Source organism: Caulobacter sp. GW821-FHT12D05 (genome assembly GCF_058807295.1).
Genome location: NZ_JBXAQO010000001.1, coordinates 598,125 through 614,807 on the forward strand (window position 1 = coordinate 598,125; position 16,683 = coordinate 614,807).

Below are 16,683 nucleotides of genomic sequence, written 5' to 3' on the forward strand. Positions count from 1 at the left end.
CGGATCAGAAGCGACGTTCGATGCTCACGCGCAGCATGCGCGGCGCCACGCCAAAGTACTCGATCGGACCCGAGGTGTTGCGCGCGGCGTTGGCATGGCCGGCCCGGTCCAGCAGGTTGTCGACCGTCAGGTCCAGGGTCCAATCGCGCCGTTCCAGGCTGAAACTGGCGCCAAAGACCGCGTAACCGCCCATCTTCAGATAGTCGCCATTGCCGGCGTTGAAGGCAGACCGGGCGATGCCGGCATAGGAACCGTCGAAGCGCAGCCGCCCGACAAGGTCGCCGGGCAAGGTCCAGTGGCGCTCCATCGAGGCCGCGGCGGTCATCCGGGGGACGATCGGCAGGCGGTCGCCCTCCAGGCCCAGGCCGATCGCGGTGTTGGTCAGCTGGTCGGCGGTCAGGCGCGCATCGGTCACGGTCAGGTTGGCCGCGAAGTCCCACCCGATCACGCGCTGGGCAGTCGCCTCGACTTCCAGCCCGTGGATGCGCGCGGCGCCGATATTGGTGACATAGGTGAAGGCGCGGTTCTGGGTCTGAGCGGCGTACTGCATGTCCCGCCAGGCGATCCGGTAGACCGCGACATTGCCCGTAAAGCGGCGATCTGCGCTCTGGACCTTCAGGCCCAGCTCATAGTTGTTCAGCCGATCCGAGCGATAGACCGCCAGGCTCTCGGGCAGTCCGGGCACGACGTTGACGCCGCCGGGACGGAAGCCCTGCGAGACCTGGGCATAGCCAAACACGCCCGGCCCGAACTGGCGGCTGGCCAGGGCCTTCAGGCTCCAGCCCTGCTCCTCGGTCCGGGCGTCGATGGCGTAGTCGGCCCAGGTCCCGGAAACGACATTGGCGATCTGCACCGCCCCTCGGTCGCGCTTGACGTAGTCGAAGCGCCTTGCGCCCAGGGTCAGCTCGGTTTCCGGTGCGATCAGATAGGAGATCTCGCCGAAGATGGCGCTTTGGGAGAGGTGGTTCTCGATGTCGCGACGGCCGATCAGCACCGGCGGCTCGGTCAGGGCGCCGGTGGCCAGGTCCACGTGCCGGACCTGGCTGTCGATCGAGTCGCCGCGCACCTCGCGATAGGCGCCCAGCGTCCAGGTCAGCGGACCATCGCCCACGGACGCGGCGCGGATCTCATGGATCTGGGCTGTCAGTTCGGCGGGCTGGTTCAGGATCGCCGGATAGACGCTGTCGACATAGGCCGAGTAGCTGGCCATCTGCGTGGCGTCGCAGGTCACGGTGAACATCCGCATGCAGCCGGCCGCATTGGTCCGCTCGCCCAGCAGCACGCCGCTGTAGTCGGAGCGGCGGGTCAGTCGCCAGCGGTACCAGGACGACACCGCCGTCAGGTCCACGGCGTCGCCGCGCCACTTCACGGTCGCCGCCGCCAGGTCGATCTCGCCGTCGAACGGCGCGCGGCCCGCATGGACGGTCCGCCACGGGCCGGCCGTGTCGTTCCAGGCCGAGATGTCGTCGCGGTGGCTGTTCTGGTGGGTGGCCGAGACCAGGGCCGTCAGCCGCGATCCTGGCGCCCACAACGCCGCCAGGCGCACGCCCCGCACGCTGGAGGCGTCGACGTCCTTCAGTCCCAGCCGGACATTGTCGATCACGCCCGGTTGCCGCTGGTCATAGGCCGTCAGGCGCACGGCCAGGGTGTCGGGGATCACGACGGTGTTCAGCACGACGTTCGCCCCGCCGCCTTGCCCGCCGTGGGCGGCGGAGGACAGCGAGGCGCCGACGGAAGCGGCGTCCTCCGCGAGGTCCGGGCGGGTGAACAGGATCCGCAGCGCCCCACCCATCGCGCCGGAACCGTAAAGCGTGCCCTGCGGTCCGCGCAGTAACTCGATGCGGTCGACATCGACTAGCGCCAGCTCCGGCGTCATCACGCCTGGGTCGGCCGTGGTGCCGACCGGCCCGGTCATCGGCGTCTCGTCGTAATAGAGGCCAGTCGTGGCTTCGCCGGCGCCATAGACGCCGCGCAGCACCAGGCGGCGACCAAAGGCGGTGGACACCAGCTTCAATCCTGGCAGCAGCGGCGCGGCCTTCTCCAGGTCGAGGAACCCCAGGCGCGACAGCTGCTCGCCGGAGACCACGGTCATGCTGATCGGCGTCTGCTGCACCAGGCTTGAGCGCTTCAGCGCCGTGACGACGACTGAATCGATGGCGACCGGCTGCTGGGGAGGCGGAGCCGGCGGCGCGTCTGGGGCAGGGGCCTTGGCGGGTCTCGGAGCCGGCACCACGAGAAAGCTGCGCCCCTCGAGCTGGACCGTCAGGCCTGAGCCCTCCAGCAGGCGCTCGAGAGCCGCCTCGGCCGTGAACGTGCCTGACAGGCCGGGGCTGCGCTTGCCTTGGGTCAGGGCCGGGGAGAACAGGATCTCGCGGTCGCTGCGCAGGGCCAGCTGGTTCAACGCCTGGCTCAGCGGCTGCGCGGCAATCTCGAAACGGAAGGCGGCCTCGGGACGTCCAGGCGCGGCGATCGCCGCCGACGCCGTGGTCAGGGCCGTGGCGCAAAGCAGGGCCAAGACGGCGCCGCGTCTCCTGGACGCTTCCGAGCCTCTGGGCCTGAACAACAACGAATCCCGATCTCCCCTGGCGGCCTGGAACGTCACGCCGTCGAGGGCGCGCACCATGCCTTTATTTCGTCGGCCGCCATGCTTCGCAGCGTGCCCTGACGCCCTAAGATCGCGTGTTGCATAGGCATTAGGCAACCGGCCATGGGTTGCGTCGCCGCACCCCCACCTCCGCAGCGTCCCTTGACGGGGGCGAGAAAGCGATTTCACCTGACTGTCATGTCGGGGCGTAAACAATGATCTGGGGTCGCAAGCCCGCCAAATCTTCCGAGCAGGTTCGTGACCTGTCGGACAGCGGCGCGCGCTTCACGCCGGCCTTACGGGCCTTCTTCTCCCGCCGCGCGCACGCCAATGACGTCGAGGACCTGGTGCAGGAGGTTCTGCTTCGGATCCAGAAGCGCCAGCCGGACGCGGTCGTGAACAATGTCGAGGGCTACCTGTTCGAGGTCGCCGCCAATGTTCTGATCGATCGCGGGCGTCGCGATAAAACCCGCCGACGTTCCGATCACTGCGAACTGCAAGAAATTCATCATCCTGTTGATGAAGTATCGCCCGAACGCGTCTTACAGGGACGTGAGCAGATGGCGCGCGCCATGGCGGCCCTCAACGAGCTGCCGGAACGCACGCGACGGGTTTTCATTCTCGTGCGCTTCGAGGAGATGAGTTACAAGCTCGTCGCCCAGCGCCTGGGGGTCTCCGTCAGCGCTGTCGAGAAACATGTGATGAAGGCGCTGCGTCACCTGCACGCACGTCTGCGAGACCAGGATGACGTCGACCACGTCGGGCAACGAGATACACGACGACCCGGATAGCGCGGCCGCCCAGTGGTTCGCGCGACTGCAAGGTGATGACGTGTCGCCGCGTGACCGGCGGGAGTTCGAGCGCTGGCTGAAGGCCGACGCCCGCAACGCCTCTGCGTGGGAAGATCTCAACAGCACCTGGAACGGCGTCGCTTCGCTCGAGGATGATCCGGCCTTCGCGGCCTTGCGCGCTGATGCGCTGGGCGCCGGCGACAAGCGCCCGCACCTGAACCGCCGCACCCTGGGCCTGGCGGCCGCCGGCCTGGTCGCCGCGGTGGGCGGTGCGATCGCCGGCAAGCGCTGGCTGGGTGGCGACGCTTCGCCCGTCCTGCCCGCCGAAGAGCCGGTGTTCAGCACCGCCGTGGGCGAGCACACCACCTTCCGCCTGGCCGACAACTCGGTCGTGACGCTCAGCACCGACTCCGCCGTGCGGGTGAACCATTGGGGGCAAGAGCGCCGGCTGACGCTTATGCGCGGCCAGGCCTTCTTCCAGGTCGCCAAGGACGCCTCGCGCCCCTTCGTGGTCGCGGCGGGCGACAAGCGCGTCACGGCCATCGGCACGGCCTTCGACGTGCGCATGGATCCGGGCAAGCTGTCGGTGACGCTGGTCGAGGGCCGCGTGCGCATCGCCGCCGATGCATCCCAGGGTGAGCGCCGTGTCGAGATGTCGGCCGGCTCGCGCTTCGTGGCCGCGGAACCCGCCGACTGGGCGATCACGACCGTCGACACCGCCAAGGAATCCGCCTGGCTGAAGGGCCGGCTGGTCTTTGACGGCGAGCCGCTGTCGGCCGTCGTCGCCGAGATGAACCGTTTCTCGGATCGCAAGCTGTCGCTGTCCGATCCCGCCCTGGGCGCCACGCCGGTCAGCGGCGTCTTCAGGACCGGCCAGATCGACGCCTTCGTCGCCGCGCTCAAGACCTATGGCCTCGCCGATGTCGGCCACGCCGACGACAAGCGGGTTGAGTTGGTGCGCCCCCACCAGACGCGCGGCGCGGCCGAATAAAATTTTCCACCCCAGGTGAGGTGGGGCCGTCGCCCTACGTCATACAGATGGGCGCCCGTTTGGCGTCGTCTTCGCCACCGGGGAAACCGTTCCAATGAAGCTTTCCGCTCTGAAGCTCGCCCTCCTGTCCGCCAGCATGGCGACGGGCGTGCTCGCGACCCAGGCCCACGCCGCGCCGCTCACCGAGGCCGCCCGCGCCCAGATCCTCAAGGCCGTCGACGCCGACGCCCCGCAGATCCAGGACGCGGCGCTGAAGATCTGGGGCTTCGCCGAGGTCGGCTATCAGGAAGTGAAGAGCTCGACCCTGCTGCAGGGCCAGTTGAAGACCGCCGGCTTTGACGTGAAGGCCGGCGTCGCCGGTGAGCCGACCGCCTTCGTGGCCAGCTTCAAGAACGGCGCGGGCCCGGTCATCGCCATCCTCGCCGAGTTCGACGCCCTGCCGGGCCTGGCCCAGACGGCCGAGCCGGTGAAGACCGGCATCCCCGGTCAGGTCGCTGGCCACGGCTGCGGCCACAACCTGTTCGGCGCCGCCTCGGTCGGCGCGGCCGTCGCCATCAAGGACTGGATGGTCAAGAACAACATCAAGGGTGAGCTGCGCGTGTTCGGCACGCCCGCCGAGGAAGGCGGCTCAGGCAAGGTCTATCTGGTCCGCGATGGCCTGTTCAACGACGTCGACGCCACGCTGCACTGGCACCCGGCCAACGAAAACTCGGCCGTCCAGGGCGTGTCGATGGCCAATATCAGCGGCAAGTTCCGCTTCCATGGCGTCTCGGCCCACGCCGCCGGCGCGCCGGAAAAGGGCCGCTCGGCGCTGGACGGCGTCGAGGTCATGGACGTCGCCACCAACTTCCTGCGCGAGCACACCCCGGACAAGACGCGCATCCACTACGTGATCACCGCCGGCGGCACCGCGCCCAACGTCGTGCCCGACTTCGCCGAGGTCTATTACTATGTCCGCCATCCGGATCCGGCCGTGGTCAAGGACGTCTGGTCGCGGGTCGAGAAGGCCGCCGACGGCGCGGCCCTGGCCACTGGCACGACGGTCGACAAGGAAATCACCGGCGGCGTCTACGCCCTGCTGCCCAACGACACCCTGGGCCGCGTGATGGACGCCAACCTGCGCAAGGTCGGCGGCATCACCTGGACGCCGGAAGAAATCGCCTTCGCCAAGAAGATCCAGACCAGCTTCCCCAGCGCGCCGTCGATCGACAGCGTCAAGACCATCGAGCCCTACAAGGTCGAGCTGGAAGGCGGCGGTGGTTCGACCGACGTGTCGGACATCAGCTGGGTCACCCCGACCGTGGGCCTTGGCACCGCGACCTTCGTGCCGGGCTCGGCTGGCCACAGCTGGCAGAACGTGGCCGCCGCCGGTTCGTCGATCGGCGTCAAGGGCGCGGTAAACGCCGCCAAGACCCTGGCCCTGACCGGCGCGGACCTGTTCTCCAATCCCGACGTCGTCAAGAAGGCCAAGGCCGAGCTGGACCAGCGTCGCGGGCCCAACTTCGCCTACAAGGCCATGCTGGGCGATCGCCCGCCGGCCCTGGACTACCGCAAGCCCGCCTCGGCGGCGCGCGAGTAACGATCGCCACACTTCCCCGGCGATCGTCAGCGGCCGGCGCCTTCCCCCCTTTGAGCGCCGGCCGCGCCTTATTTCACGACCCTTGGAGTGCGGCGTGGTCCAGACCATCACCATCAGCCACGAGCGGTTCAACGCGCTCAAGACCGCCTTGCCGGCGGTCACGCGCGAACATCTGACCGACGTCTACGGGATCAGCGAGACGACCTGGACCAAGCTGCGCAAGGGCGAGCCCATCAAGCTCAAGACCTGGGAGCGGATCCAGGCGCGGCTGGCGCGTCTGGAATTGATATCGCTCTAAGGCTGGCGTTCTGCTGCGACCCGCGATAGCAGACCGCCCATGATCCGCCTCGACAATATCTCCAAGCAAAACGGCCACCAGCTCCTGTTCATCGACGCCTCGATGGGCGTCCAGAAGGGCGAGAAGGCTGGGCTGGTCGGCCCGAACGGCGCCGGCAAGACGACCCTGTTCCGCATGATCACCGGCCAGGAGCAGCCCGACGACGGGCTGGTCGTGATCGATCCCGGCATGAAGATCGGCTATTTCAGCCAGGACGTCGGCGAGATGTCGGGCCAGAGCGCGGTCGCCGCAGTGATGGACGGCGTCGGCCCCGTCAGCGCGCTGGCCGCCGAGATGGCCACGCTCGAGGCCGACATGGTGGATCCGGACAAGGCGGACCAACTCGACGCCATCATGGAGCGCTATGGCGAGGTGCTGGAGCGCTTCCAGGAACTGGACGGCTATGCGCTGGAGGCGCGGGCCCGCGAGGTTCTGGCGGGCCTGAGCTTCAGCCAGGAACGCATGGACGGTGACGTCGGCCAACTGTCCGGCGGCTGGAAGATGCGCGTGGCCCTGGCCCGCATCCTGCTGATGCGGCCCGACGGCATGCTGCTGGACGAACCCTCCAACCACTTGGATCTGGAGAGCCTGATCTGGCTGGAGGCGTTCCTCAAGAACTACGACGGCGCCCTGCTGATGACGTCGCACGACCGCGCCTTCATGAACCGCATCATCGGCAAGGTGGTCGAGATCGACGGCGGCCAGCTGATCACCTATTCGGGCGATCTGGACTTCTACGACCAGCAGCGGGCGTTGGGCGAGGCGCAGCGTCAGGCGCAGTACGAGCGCCAGCAGGCCATGCTGGCCAAGGAAATCAAGTTCATCGAGAAGTTCAAGGCGCGCGCCTCGCACGCCGCCCAGGTGCAAAGCCGGGTCAAGAAGCTCGACAAGATCGACCGCGTCGAGGCTCCGCGCCGCCGCCAGGCGGTGCAGTTCGAGTTCCAGACCCCGGCGCGGTCGGGCGAGGACGTGATCAGCCTGCGCGGCGTCCATAAGGGCTATGGCGACAAGCCGATCTATGACGGCCTGGATTTCCTGGTCCGCCGCAAGGAGCGCTGGTGCGTCCTGGGCGCGAACGGCGCCGGCAAGTCGACCCTGCTGAAACTCGTGGCCGGCGACACCAAGCCTGATCAAGGCGCGGTCCACATCGGCGCCAGCGTGAAGATGGGCTATTTCGCTCAGCACTCGATGGACCTGCTGGAAGGCGAAGAGACGATCTTCGAGTCCCTGGAGCGCTCGTTCCCGCAAGCCGGGCAGGGCGCGCTACGCACCCTGGCGGGCTGCTTTGGCTTCTCCGGCGACGATGTCGAAAAGCCCTGCCGAGTCCTGTCGGGCGGCGAGAAGGCGCGTCTGGTCATGGCCAAGATGCTGTTCGATCCGCCCAACCTGCTGGTCCTCGACGAACCGACCAACCACTTGGACATGGCGACCAAGGAGATGCTGGTGGCGGCCCTGGCGGATTTCGAGGGCACCATGCTGTTCGTCTCGCACGATCGCCACTTCCTGGGCGCTCTGTCGAACCGCGTGCTGGAACTGACGCCCGAGGGCGTCCACCAATACGGCGGCGGCTACACCGAATATGTCGCCCGCACGGGCCAGGAAGCGCCGGGGCTGCACCCGGGCGGGTAACCTTCCACCGGGGCCCTACGTTTCGGGTCAGAAATGTCATCCGGCGGTCAGCGTGATGACCGGGCAGGGGCAGCAGGATGCGTTGTCCTTGCCCCGCCGCCTGTCCATCACCCCCCCACCCCCATGGCGACGGGCGCAAGGACGCTCTATCTTGCCGGCCTGGAGCGCGCCTGCGTTCCGGGCTGCTGGTCGTGAGACGCCTCGCTCTATGAAGATCCTGATCGTCGAGGACGAACCCAAGACCGTCGCCTACCTGCGCAAGGGGCTGACGGAGCAGGGTTACGCGGTGGATTTCGCCAGCAATGGCGAGGATGGGCTGCACTTGGCCCAGACCCTCGACTACGACGCCGTGGTGCTGGACGGCATGCTGCCAGGCCTGGATGGGGTCGAGGTGCTGGGGCAGTTGCGTCAGACGCGTCAGACGCCGGTGATCATGCTGACCGCCCGCGACAGCGTCGAAGATCGTCTGAAAGGCCTGGGCGCTGGCGCCGACGACTATCTGGTCAAGCCGTTCTCGTTCCTGGAGCTGCTGGCCCGGCTGCAGGCGATCACCCGCCGCGGGCGCAGCGAGTCCACCACCATCACGGTCGGCGACCTGCACCTGGACCTGATGGCGCGGCGCGCCACGCGGGCGGGCAAGCGGCTGAACCTGACGGCCAAGGAGTTCGCCCTGCTGGTCGTGCTGGGCCGCCGCCAGTCGCAGATCGTCTCCAAGACCATCATCACCGAGCTGGTCTGGGACATCAATTTCGACACCAACACCAATGTGGTCGAGGTCGCGATCAAGCGCCTGCGGGCCAAGATCGACGGGATGTTCGAAACCAAACTGCTGCATACCGTGCGCGGCATGGGCTACGTCCTGGAGCATCGCCCCGAGGGGAGTTCGACATGATCGCCGCCCCCAAATCCATCGCGGGCCGTCTGGCCCTGATGTTCGCCATCGCCACCGGCGCGGTGTCGATCCTTGCCGGCGTGACCCTGTTCAGCTTCCAGAGCCTGGAACTGAAGCGCCACCAGGCCGAGGAACTGAACGCCCGCTCCGAGATCATTGTGGCGATGATCCACAAGCTGGAGGACCCTGGCCGTTGGCCGTTGATGACCGACAAGCTGAAGTCGTTCACCCCTGCCGACGGGTCCATCCGCTACCGCATCGAGAGCGCCGATCCGCGCTTCCAGTTCATGCCGGGGAAGGCGCTGGAGCCGGCCCGCAACGGTTTCGGGGTCATCCACGTCGACGGCAAGCGGTTCATGACCCTGTCGCGTACGGTGCCCGCCTTCGGCCGCCGTCCCGACGTGCGCCTGGTGATCGCCGCCGACACCGCCCCGTTCGACGCTTCGCGCTACGTGCTGGGCGTCGGGGCCCTGGGCATGTCGGTGCTGATCACGGCGCTGGTCAGCTTGCTGGGCTGGTGGATCGCGCGCCGGGGCTTGGCCCCCGTCGACCGCCTGTCGCAGCGCGCCGGGGCGCTGAACCCCGCTGACCTCAGTCTGCGCATGCCGACCCAGGACCTGCCGGCCGAACTGGTCGGGCTGATGAGCGCCTTCAACGGCGCACTGGACCGGTTGCAGGCGGCCTATGAGCGGCTGGCGGCCTTCAACGCCGATGTCGCCCACGAGCTGCGCACGCCGCTGGGCAACCTGATCGGTCAGACCCAGGTCGCCTTGTCGCGCACCCGCGACGCCGACGAGCTGGAGGATACGCTGCACTCCAACCTGGAAGAGCTGGAGCGGCTGCGCACGATCATCAACGACATGCTGTTCATGGCCCGCGCCGATCAGGGGGCTCTCGCGGCCAACCTGGCGCCGCTGTCGCTGGCGGCCCTGACGCACAAGACCGCCGACTTCCTGGACGTGCTGTTCGAGGACGCCGAAGTGCGGCTCGAGGTGCGGGGCGACGCCACCGTCACCGCCGACGCCTCGCTGCTGGGGCGGGCTGTCACCAACCTGCTCGACAACGCCATTCGTCACGGCGTTGACTGCAAGACCGTGCGGGTCACGATCGAGCCTCAGGACAAGGCCGTGTGCTTGTCGGTGCGCAACAAGGGCGGCCCGATCCCCGAACCTCACCTGGCGCGACTGTTCGACCGCTTCTACCGTATGGACCGCGCCCGCGAGCACAGCGGCGAGGTCCACGGCCTGGGTCTGGCGGTGGTCAAGGCCATCGTCATCATGCATGGCGGTTCGGTCTTCGCCCGCTGTGAGGGGGGCGAGGTGCTGATCGGGTTCTTGCTGCCGAAAGCGGAGCCGGCGGCGACGGAAGGCGAGCCCGGAGGTTCGGTCGTCCTTCCGCCGCCTGAGCGAGAAGTCGTCGACGCCTAGCCGGCGCTCCAGCCGCCACCCAGCGCTCGGATCAGGTCCACGCTGGCCGACAGGCGGCGCGTCCGCAGGTCCAAAGCGTCGCGCCGGGCTTGCAGTTCGGCGGTTTGCGCCGTGACCACATCCAGATAGCTGGCTGCGCCTTCGCGATAGCGGGTCGTGGCCAGGGCTGTGGTGCGAACGGCGGCGTCGACGGCTTCGTCCTGGCGTCCTTGCGCGGCGGCCAGGCGGTTGGCCAGGACCATCTGGTCCTCGACCTCGCGGAAGGCGTCCAGCACGGTCTGACGGTAGCCGGCAGCGGTCTCGTCGAACACCGCGCGGCTGCGGGCGACCTCGGCCTTGCGCGCGCCGCCGTCGAACAACGGCACGGCGGCGGCCAGCGGGCCAAGCGCCCAGACGTGGTTGGCGGCGGTCAGCAGCTCACCACCATTGGACTGGTAACCGCCGGCGGCCGCCAGGGTCACGCTCGGGAACCAGGCCGCGCGGGCCACGCCGATGCGGGCGTTGGCGGCGGCCATCCGGCGCTCGGCGGCGGCGACGTCGGGGCGGCGCTGCAGCAGGGTCGAGGGCGCGCCGACCGGGGTGACCGGGGCGTCGCTCAGGCCTGACGTCGAAGCCAGGCTGAAGGTCGAAGCCGGCTCGCCCACCAGCACGGCGATGGCGTGTTCCAGCAGGGCGCGATTGGCCACGGCCTGTTCGTACTGGGCCTGGGTCGCCGCCAGCTGGGTCTGGGCCCGGCCGGTGTCGAGTCCGCTGGCCGCGCCGCCGGCCTGGCGACGGTTGGTCAGGTCCAGGGCCTGGCGATAGGCCTCGACCGTCGAGGCCAGCACCGCGATCTGGGCGTCGGCCCCGCGCAGGGCGAAGTAGCTGTCCGCCAGCTGGGCTTGCAAGCTCAGGCGCACCCCGGCCAGGTCGGCGGCGCTGGCCTGAGCGTCCGCCTTGCCGGCGGCCACCAGGTTGCGCACTCGGCCCCACAGATCGACCTCATAGGCGGCGCTGGCCGCCAGGGTCGTGGTGTCGAAGCGGCCGTTGGCCGGCGTGCGCTGGCGCTCAGTGCTTGCCGAGGCTCCGACGCGGGGGAAGAGGGCGCTGGAGGCCTGGCGCGACAAGGCGCGGGCTTGGTCGTAGCGGGCGAGGGCGGCGGCGAGGTCGGCGCTGCCGGTCTCCAGCCGACGTTCCAGACCGTCCAGCGTCGGGTCCTTGAAGACCGCCCACCAGGTTGCGTCGCGGGTTTCCGCTGGCGCGGCCGGGGTCCAGGGACCGGTGTCGCGGAAGGCGGCCGGCGCGACGGGCGTCGGCGGAGCGTAGGCCGGAGCCATCGAGCAGCCGGCTAGGCCAAGGCCGGCCAGGATCAGAAGGCTAGCCCTTTGCATTGGCGCCGCCCTTGGCCTTGGTCTTCACCGCATTGACCTTGTCGCCGGTCGCGATGGCGTCCGGCGGGCTGGTGACGATCCAGTCGCTGGCGGCCAGGCCCGAGGCCAGTTCCAACTCGGCGCCGTCGTCGCGGGCGATCTTGACCGGATGGATCGAGACGATGTTGTCGCCGCCGACCACGGCCACCGCCGTGCCTTCCTTGCGGAACAGCAGGGCGTTGGACGGGATCCGTACCGAGGCGGTCGAGGCCGCGCTGCCCCCCTGCAGATTCAGGCTGACCTGGGCGTAGCCGCCGGGCTTCAGCCGGCCGCCGGCGTTGTCGACCTCCAGCTGGATCAGCATCGAGCCCGACTGGGCGTCAACCGCGTCGGCCGTGCGCACCAGGCGGGCGTTGAAGGTCTGGCCGGGAAGGTCGGGCGTGGCGAAGGTCGCGCTCATGCCCGGGCGGATCTGGCCGGCCAGGCTCTGAGGCACGCTGACATAGAGACGCAGGCGCTTGGTGTCGGAGACTGTGAACAGCGGCGTGGTGCGGCCGCCGCCGGCGCTGATCAGGTCGCCCTGGTCGGTGTCGCGGCTGGTCACCACCCCGTCGAACGGGGCGACGATGCGCTTGAAGGCGGTCAGGCTCTCCAGGCGGCGCACATTGGCGATGGCTTCATTGCGCATGGCCTCGCGGGCGGCCAAGTCCCCGGCGCGTTCGTCGGCCTCCTGCTGCGAGACGGCGTTGTCGGCGACCAGGCGCTTCCAGCGCGCGGCGCTGGTGGCGGCCAGGTCGCGCTGGGCCTGGGCGGTGGCCAGGGCGGCGCGAGCGGCGACCAACTGCTGGTCGACTTCGGGCGCGTCGATCTCGGCCAACACCTGGCCCGCCGTCACCGGTTGGCCGATGTCGACATACCAGCGGCGCAGATAGCCGTCGGTGCGGGCGAAGACCGGGGCCTCGTTCCAGGCCTGCAGGCGACCGGGCAGCACCAGTTCGCCGCTCTCGCCGCCGCCGGGCTGGATGATGTTGACCGTGGTGACGGCGCTGGCCTGGCTGGTCTTCTTCAGGTCTTGGCTGGCCATCAGCCGCGAGGTCGCGCCGGCCGCCAGGATCAGGACGAAGCCGGCGGCGCCGATGAGGGCCAGGCGACGCAGACGCTTGGGGTCGGTCTTCGGAAACGTGGACTCAGACATGGGCGACGCCTTCGGGGGAGGCGGCTTCCGCGTGGGGGCGGCGGCCGTGGACGATGGAGAAGATGGTGGGGACGAACAGCAGGGACGCGCAGGTGGCGAAGATCAAGCCGCCGATCACGGCGCGGCCCAGCGGGGCGTTCTGCTCGGCGCCTTCGCCCAGGGCCAGGGCCATGGGCGCCATGCCGATGATCATGGCCAGGGCCGTCATCAGCACGGGGCGGAAGCGGGTGACCCCGGCCTCGAACGCGGCCTGCACGGCGTCGCCGGTGGCGTCCAGCCGCTCGCGGGCGAAGCTGACCACCAGGATCGAGTTGGCCGTGGCCACGCCCATGCACATGATCGCGCCGGTCAGGGCCGGGACGGACAGCGGCGTCTCGGTGGCGAACAGCATCCAGGCGATGCCGGCCAGGGCGGCGGGCAGGGCCGAGATGATCACGAACGGGTCCAGCCAGGACTGGAAGTTGATGACGATCAACAGATAGATCATCACGACCGCGCCTAGCAGACCCCAGCCCATGCCGGAGAAGGCGGTGTTCATGGTCTGGTATTGGCCGCGCAGGGTCACCTTGATCTTGGCCGGTTTGTCCTTCTCCAGCTTTTTCAGGACCTTCTGGATGTCGGCGGCCACGCCGCCCAGGTCGCGGCCTTGGGTGGCGGCATAGACATTGACCATCGGCTGGATGTTGTACTGCGAGATCACGGCGGCGGTGGAGCCGCGGCTCAGCGTGCCCAGGCCGCCCAGCACCTGCGGCGCCTGGTTCGGGGCGCGGGCGCCGGTGACCGGGATCGACGACAGCTTGTCGAAGCTGTCCAGCATGTACTCGGGCGTCTGGGCCACGACGGGGTAGGAGACCCCGTTCTGCGGGTTCAGCCAGAACACCGGCGCGGTCTGTTGGCTGCCGGCCACGGCGCCGGCCAGGCTGGCGGTGACGTCGCGCTCGTCCAGGCCCAGGGCGTGGATCCGCGTGCGGTCGGCGTCGAAGCGCAGTTCGGGGGAAGCGGCCGGCTGCTGGATACGAACGTCGGCGATGCCCTTCACCCCGCGAATGGCCCGCAGGATCTTCTGGGCGTAGGCCTGGTTGCCGGCCGCGTCGCCGCCCGACACCTGGATGTCGATCGGGGCCGGGCTGCCGAAGTTGAGGATCTGGCTGGTCACGTCGGCGGGCAGGAACGAGAAGGTCGCGCTCGGGAAGGCCTTGGGCAGCTCTTCGCGCAGCGTCTTGACGTAGTCCTCGGTCGGGTGATGGCCCTTCTTCAGGCTGATCAGGATGTCGCCGTCCTGCGGGCCGATGGTGCCCGAGGCGTTGTAGGCGGTGTTGATGCCGCTGGTGGACAGACCGATGTTGTCGACCATCGTCTCGACCTCGCCCGCCGGGATCACCGTGCGGATGTGGCGCTGGATGCGGTCGAACAGGGCCGCCGACTCCTCGATCCGCGTGCCGACCGGCGCGCGGACATGCAGGGCGATCGAGCCGGAATCCACGGCCGGGAAGAAGTTCTGGCCCAGGAACGGGATCAGCAGCAGGCTCAGCAAAGCAAAGCCCAGGAACCCGGCGACGAATACGCCACGCGCGTCCAGCGCGAACCCCAGCAGGCCCGCATAGGCGTCGCGCACCTTGGAGAAGGCCCGCTCGAAGCCGCGCTGGAAGCGGACCAGGCGGTTGCTCGACGGGGCCTCCTCGTCATGCGGGACGTGCGGCTTGAGGAGATAGGCCGCCATGGTCGGGACCAGGGTCCGCGACAGCAGGAACGAGGCGATCATCGCGAAGACCACCGACAGCGCCATCGGCACGAACAGGAAGCCCGACACGCCCGGCAGGAAGAACATCGGCACGAAGACGATGCAGATGCAGAGCAGGGACACGAACGCCGGGGTCACGATCTGGGCCGCGCCGTCCAGGATCGCCGTCTTGACGTCCTTGCCGTGCTCCAGGTGCCAGTTGATGTTCTCGATGGTGACGGTGGCGTCGTCGACCAGGATGCCGACGGCAAGGGCCAGGCCGCCCAGCGTCATGACGTTCAGGGTCTGGCCGAACGCCGCCAGGGCCGCGATGGCCGCCAGCACCGCCAGCGGGATCGAGACGGCGATGATCACCGTCGAGCGCCAGCTGCCCAGGAACAGCAGGATCATCAGCGAGGTCAGCACGGCGGCCAGGGCGCCTTCGTGCACCACGCCCTCGACGGCGGCCTTCACGAAGGTCGACTGGTCGTTCAGCGGGGTGACGGTCAGCTCCGGCGGCAGCTGCGCCTTCAGTTCGGGCAGGGCGCCCTTGACCCCGTCGACGATGGCGATGGTCGAGGTGGCGCCCGACTTCAGCACCGTCATCAGCACCGAGCGCTGGCCGTCGACGTGGACGACGTTCTGCTGCGGGGCCGAGCCATCGCGGACGTGGGCGACGTCGCCGATGCGGATGGTGGCGCCGTTGACCGTCTTGATCGGCAAGGCGTTCAACTCGTCGACCGTGCCGGGGGCGTTGTTCAGGCGCAGGCTGTACTGGAACTCGCCGATCTTGACGAAGCCGGCCGGGGTGATCTGGGTCTGGGCCGCGATGGCCGCGCCGACGTCGGATGCCGACAGGCCCTTGGACAGCAGGGCCTGTGGGTCGATGTCGACCTGGATCTGGCGGGTCTTGCCGCCGAACGGGAACGGCACGGCCGCGCCGGGCACAGTGACGAGCCGTGTACGGATGAAATTGACGCCGTAGTCGAACAGTTGCTGCTCGGACAGGCCCTGGCCGGCCAGGGCCAGCTGCACGATCGGCACGGTCGAGGCGTTGTAGTTGAGGACGAGCGGCGGGGTGATCCCCGGCGGCATCTGGCGCAGCACGGTCTGCGAGATGGCGGTGATCTGGGCGTTGGCCAAACGCACGTCGGCGCCCGGCTGGAAGTAGATCTTCACCACCCCGATGCCTTGCAGCGAGGTCGCCTCGATGTGGTCGATGTCGTTGACCGTGGTGGTCAGGGTCCGCTGGTAGGGCGTCAGGATCCGTCCCGACATGTCGGCCGGCGATAGGCCGTTATAAGTCCAGGCAACCGCGACGACGGGCACGCGGATGTTGGGGAAAATGTCGGTCGGCGTCCGCAGGATCGCCAGCACGCCGACGATCAGGATCATCGCGGCCATCACGACGAAGGTGTAGGGACGCGCCAAAGCCGTCCGCACAAGCGAGATCATACTGAATTCCGTCGTTGCGGCGGGGGAGGTTGGCCATGGTCTAGCAAGGCCAAGGGGTCCGCAGCCTGACGGCTACCTGACAAGACGGTCAGGTAGGGGCGAGATTGACGGGCAAGGCCTTATCCGGCCTTGCCATCAGGCCGTCCTAGAGGGTCTTGCCCGCGCGATCGATCAGGTCGCGCAGGAGGTCGTTGTAGGTCTCGAAAGCGGCGACCTCGGCTTCGGGCGCTTTGCCGGCCTCGTCATATTCGCGCAGACGCAAGGCCGCCTGCGCCGCCGGATCGTCTAGGAAGGTTTCGATCTCGCCGGGGCTCATCGGGCCGCCTTGCAGGGCCAGGCTTTGCAGCGAGGCCGGGCTGAGGCGCTCGTGATAGACGGGGTCGACCGCCACGCGGTAGCGCTTGGCCGCCACGTGCAGGCGGACCGGCTCGGTGACTTCGGGGCCGAAGGCGCGCGCCAGGTAGCCGGCGCTGATCTGTTCGTGGCGCGTGTCGATGCCCAGGGCGGCGGCGTGTTCTCCGATCTTCTGCATCATGTGGCCGACGTCGTGCAGCAGGGCGGCGGCGATCAGTTCGGGCGGCGCGCCGTCCTGCTTGGCGTGGTGCGCGGTCTGGATCGCGTGCTCCATCTGGGTGACGTCCTCGCCGTAGCGCAGGCCGCCCAGGCGGGTGAAGAGGTCGGTCAGTTCGGCCACGAAAGCATCGGCCGCAGGGCGAGAGGTCATCGAGTATCCG

Annotated in this window: 12 protein-coding genes; 7 read left to right on the forward strand and 5 right to left on the reverse strand. The window is 68.8% G+C overall.

Features of this window, described 5'->3' with window-relative positions; all coding sequences use genetic code 11:
* Positions 1-4: 4 nt before the first annotated feature.
* Entirely contained in the window at positions 5-2,515 is a 2,511-nt protein-coding gene (locus AC1RRR_RS02610) for a TonB-dependent receptor (RefSeq protein ID WP_492810329.1), read from the reverse strand.
* Positions 2,516-2,799: 284 nt separating this feature from the next.
* On the opposite strand from AC1RRR_RS02610, the gene AC1RRR_RS02615 reads away from it, so the two are divergent.
* The 7 genes from AC1RRR_RS02615 to AC1RRR_RS02645 all read left to right on the forward strand — a co-directional run bounded on the left by AC1RRR_RS02615 (position 2,800) and on the right by AC1RRR_RS02645 (position 10,230).
* Entirely contained in the window at positions 2,800-3,375 is a 576-nt protein-coding gene (locus tag AC1RRR_RS02615) for an RNA polymerase sigma factor (RefSeq protein WP_492810331.1), read from the forward strand.
* Positions 3,329-4,366, forward strand: a complete 1,038-nt coding sequence (locus AC1RRR_RS02620; RefSeq protein WP_492810333.1) for a FecR family protein — start codon at positions 3,329-3,331, stop codon at positions 4,364-4,366. The genes AC1RRR_RS02615 and AC1RRR_RS02620 overlap by 47 nt, the downstream gene beginning before the upstream one ends.
* A 94-nt stretch (positions 4,367-4,460) precedes the next feature.
* Positions 4,461-5,945 carry an amidohydrolase gene (locus AC1RRR_RS02625; RefSeq protein WP_492810335.1) on the forward strand — a complete coding sequence of 495 codons (1,485 nt, stop codon included), beginning with the start codon at positions 4,461-4,463 and terminating at the stop codon, positions 5,943-5,945.
* 94 nt (positions 5,946-6,039) lie between these two features.
* Positions 6,040-6,243, forward strand: coding sequence for a hypothetical protein (locus AC1RRR_RS02630; protein ID WP_492810336.1), 204 nt, complete (start codon positions 6,040-6,042; stop codon positions 6,241-6,243).
* Between the two features lie 39 nt (positions 6,244-6,282).
* Complete coding sequence (locus AC1RRR_RS02635) at positions 6,283-7,911, forward strand: ABC-F family ATP-binding cassette domain-containing protein (protein ID WP_492810338.1); 1,629 nt, start codon at positions 6,283-6,285, stop codon at positions 7,909-7,911.
* 208 nt (positions 7,912-8,119) lie between these two features.
* Positions 8,120-8,803, forward strand: a complete 684-nt coding sequence (locus AC1RRR_RS02640) for a heavy metal response regulator transcription factor (RefSeq protein ID WP_252631712.1) — start codon at positions 8,120-8,122, stop codon at positions 8,801-8,803.
* On the forward strand, positions 8,800-10,230 hold the full coding sequence (locus AC1RRR_RS02645) for a heavy metal sensor histidine kinase (protein ID WP_492810340.1): 1,431 nt from the start codon (positions 8,800-8,802) through the stop codon (positions 10,228-10,230). Before AC1RRR_RS02640 ends, AC1RRR_RS02645 begins: the two co-directional genes overlap by 4 nt.
* On the opposite strand, the gene AC1RRR_RS02650 is transcribed toward AC1RRR_RS02645, so the two are convergent.
* From AC1RRR_RS02650 to AC1RRR_RS02665, 4 genes are all read right to left on the reverse strand, one after another.
* Positions 10,227-11,600 (reverse strand): efflux transporter outer membrane subunit, encoded by a 1,374-nt coding sequence (locus AC1RRR_RS02650; protein ID WP_492810342.1) that lies wholly within the window; start codon positions 11,598-11,600, stop codon positions 10,227-10,229. The two genes, AC1RRR_RS02645 and AC1RRR_RS02650, sit on opposite strands and share 4 nt — an antisense overlap.
* Positions 11,587-12,774, reverse strand: a complete 1,188-nt coding sequence (locus AC1RRR_RS02655) for an efflux RND transporter periplasmic adaptor subunit (RefSeq protein ID WP_492810344.1) — start codon at positions 12,772-12,774, stop codon at positions 11,587-11,589. Before AC1RRR_RS02655 ends, AC1RRR_RS02650 begins: the two co-directional genes overlap by 14 nt.
* Positions 12,767-15,949 (reverse strand): efflux RND transporter permease subunit, encoded by a 3,183-nt coding sequence (locus tag AC1RRR_RS02660; protein WP_492810346.1) that lies wholly within the window; start codon positions 15,947-15,949, stop codon positions 12,767-12,769. Before AC1RRR_RS02660 ends, AC1RRR_RS02655 begins: the two co-directional genes overlap by 8 nt.
* Positions 15,950-16,094: 145 nt before the next feature.
* Positions 16,095-16,673 (reverse strand): HD domain-containing protein, encoded by a 579-nt coding sequence (locus tag AC1RRR_RS02665; protein WP_492810347.1) that lies wholly within the window; start codon positions 16,671-16,673, stop codon positions 16,095-16,097.
* Positions 16,674-16,683 lie beyond the last annotated feature (10 nt).

Coding starts and splice junctions, on each gene's coding strand:
- AC1RRR_RS02635 (WP_492810338.1), top strand. CDS start 6,283: ATGATCCGCCTCGACAATATCTCCAAGCAAAACGGCCACCAGCTCCTG.
- AC1RRR_RS02625 (WP_492810335.1), top strand. CDS start 4,461: ATGAAGCTTTCCGCTCTGAAGCTCGCCCTCCTGTCCGCCAGCATGGCG.
- AC1RRR_RS02645 (WP_492810340.1), top strand. CDS start 8,800: ATGATCGCCGCCCCCAAATCCATCGCGGGCCGTCTGGCCCTGATGTTC.
- AC1RRR_RS02650 (WP_492810342.1), bottom strand. CDS start 11,600: ATGCAAAGGGCTAGCCTTCTGATCCTGGCCGGCCTTGGCCTAGCCGGC.
- AC1RRR_RS02660 (WP_492810346.1), bottom strand. CDS start 15,949: ATGATCTCGCTTGTGCGGACGGCTTTGGCGCGTCCCTACACCTTCGTC.
- AC1RRR_RS02640 (WP_252631712.1), top strand. CDS start 8,120: ATGAAGATCCTGATCGTCGAGGACGAACCCAAGACCGTCGCCTACCTG.
- AC1RRR_RS02655 (WP_492810344.1), bottom strand. CDS start 12,774: ATGTCTGAGTCCACGTTTCCGAAGACCGACCCCAAGCGTCTGCGTCGC.
- AC1RRR_RS02615 (WP_492810331.1), top strand. CDS start 2,800: ATGATCTGGGGTCGCAAGCCCGCCAAATCTTCCGAGCAGGTTCGTGAC.
- AC1RRR_RS02665 (WP_492810347.1), bottom strand. CDS start 16,673: ATGACCTCTCGCCCTGCGGCCGATGCTTTCGTGGCCGAACTGACCGAC.
- AC1RRR_RS02620 (WP_492810333.1), top strand. CDS start 3,329: ATGACGTCGACCACGTCGGGCAACGAGATACACGACGACCCGGATAGC.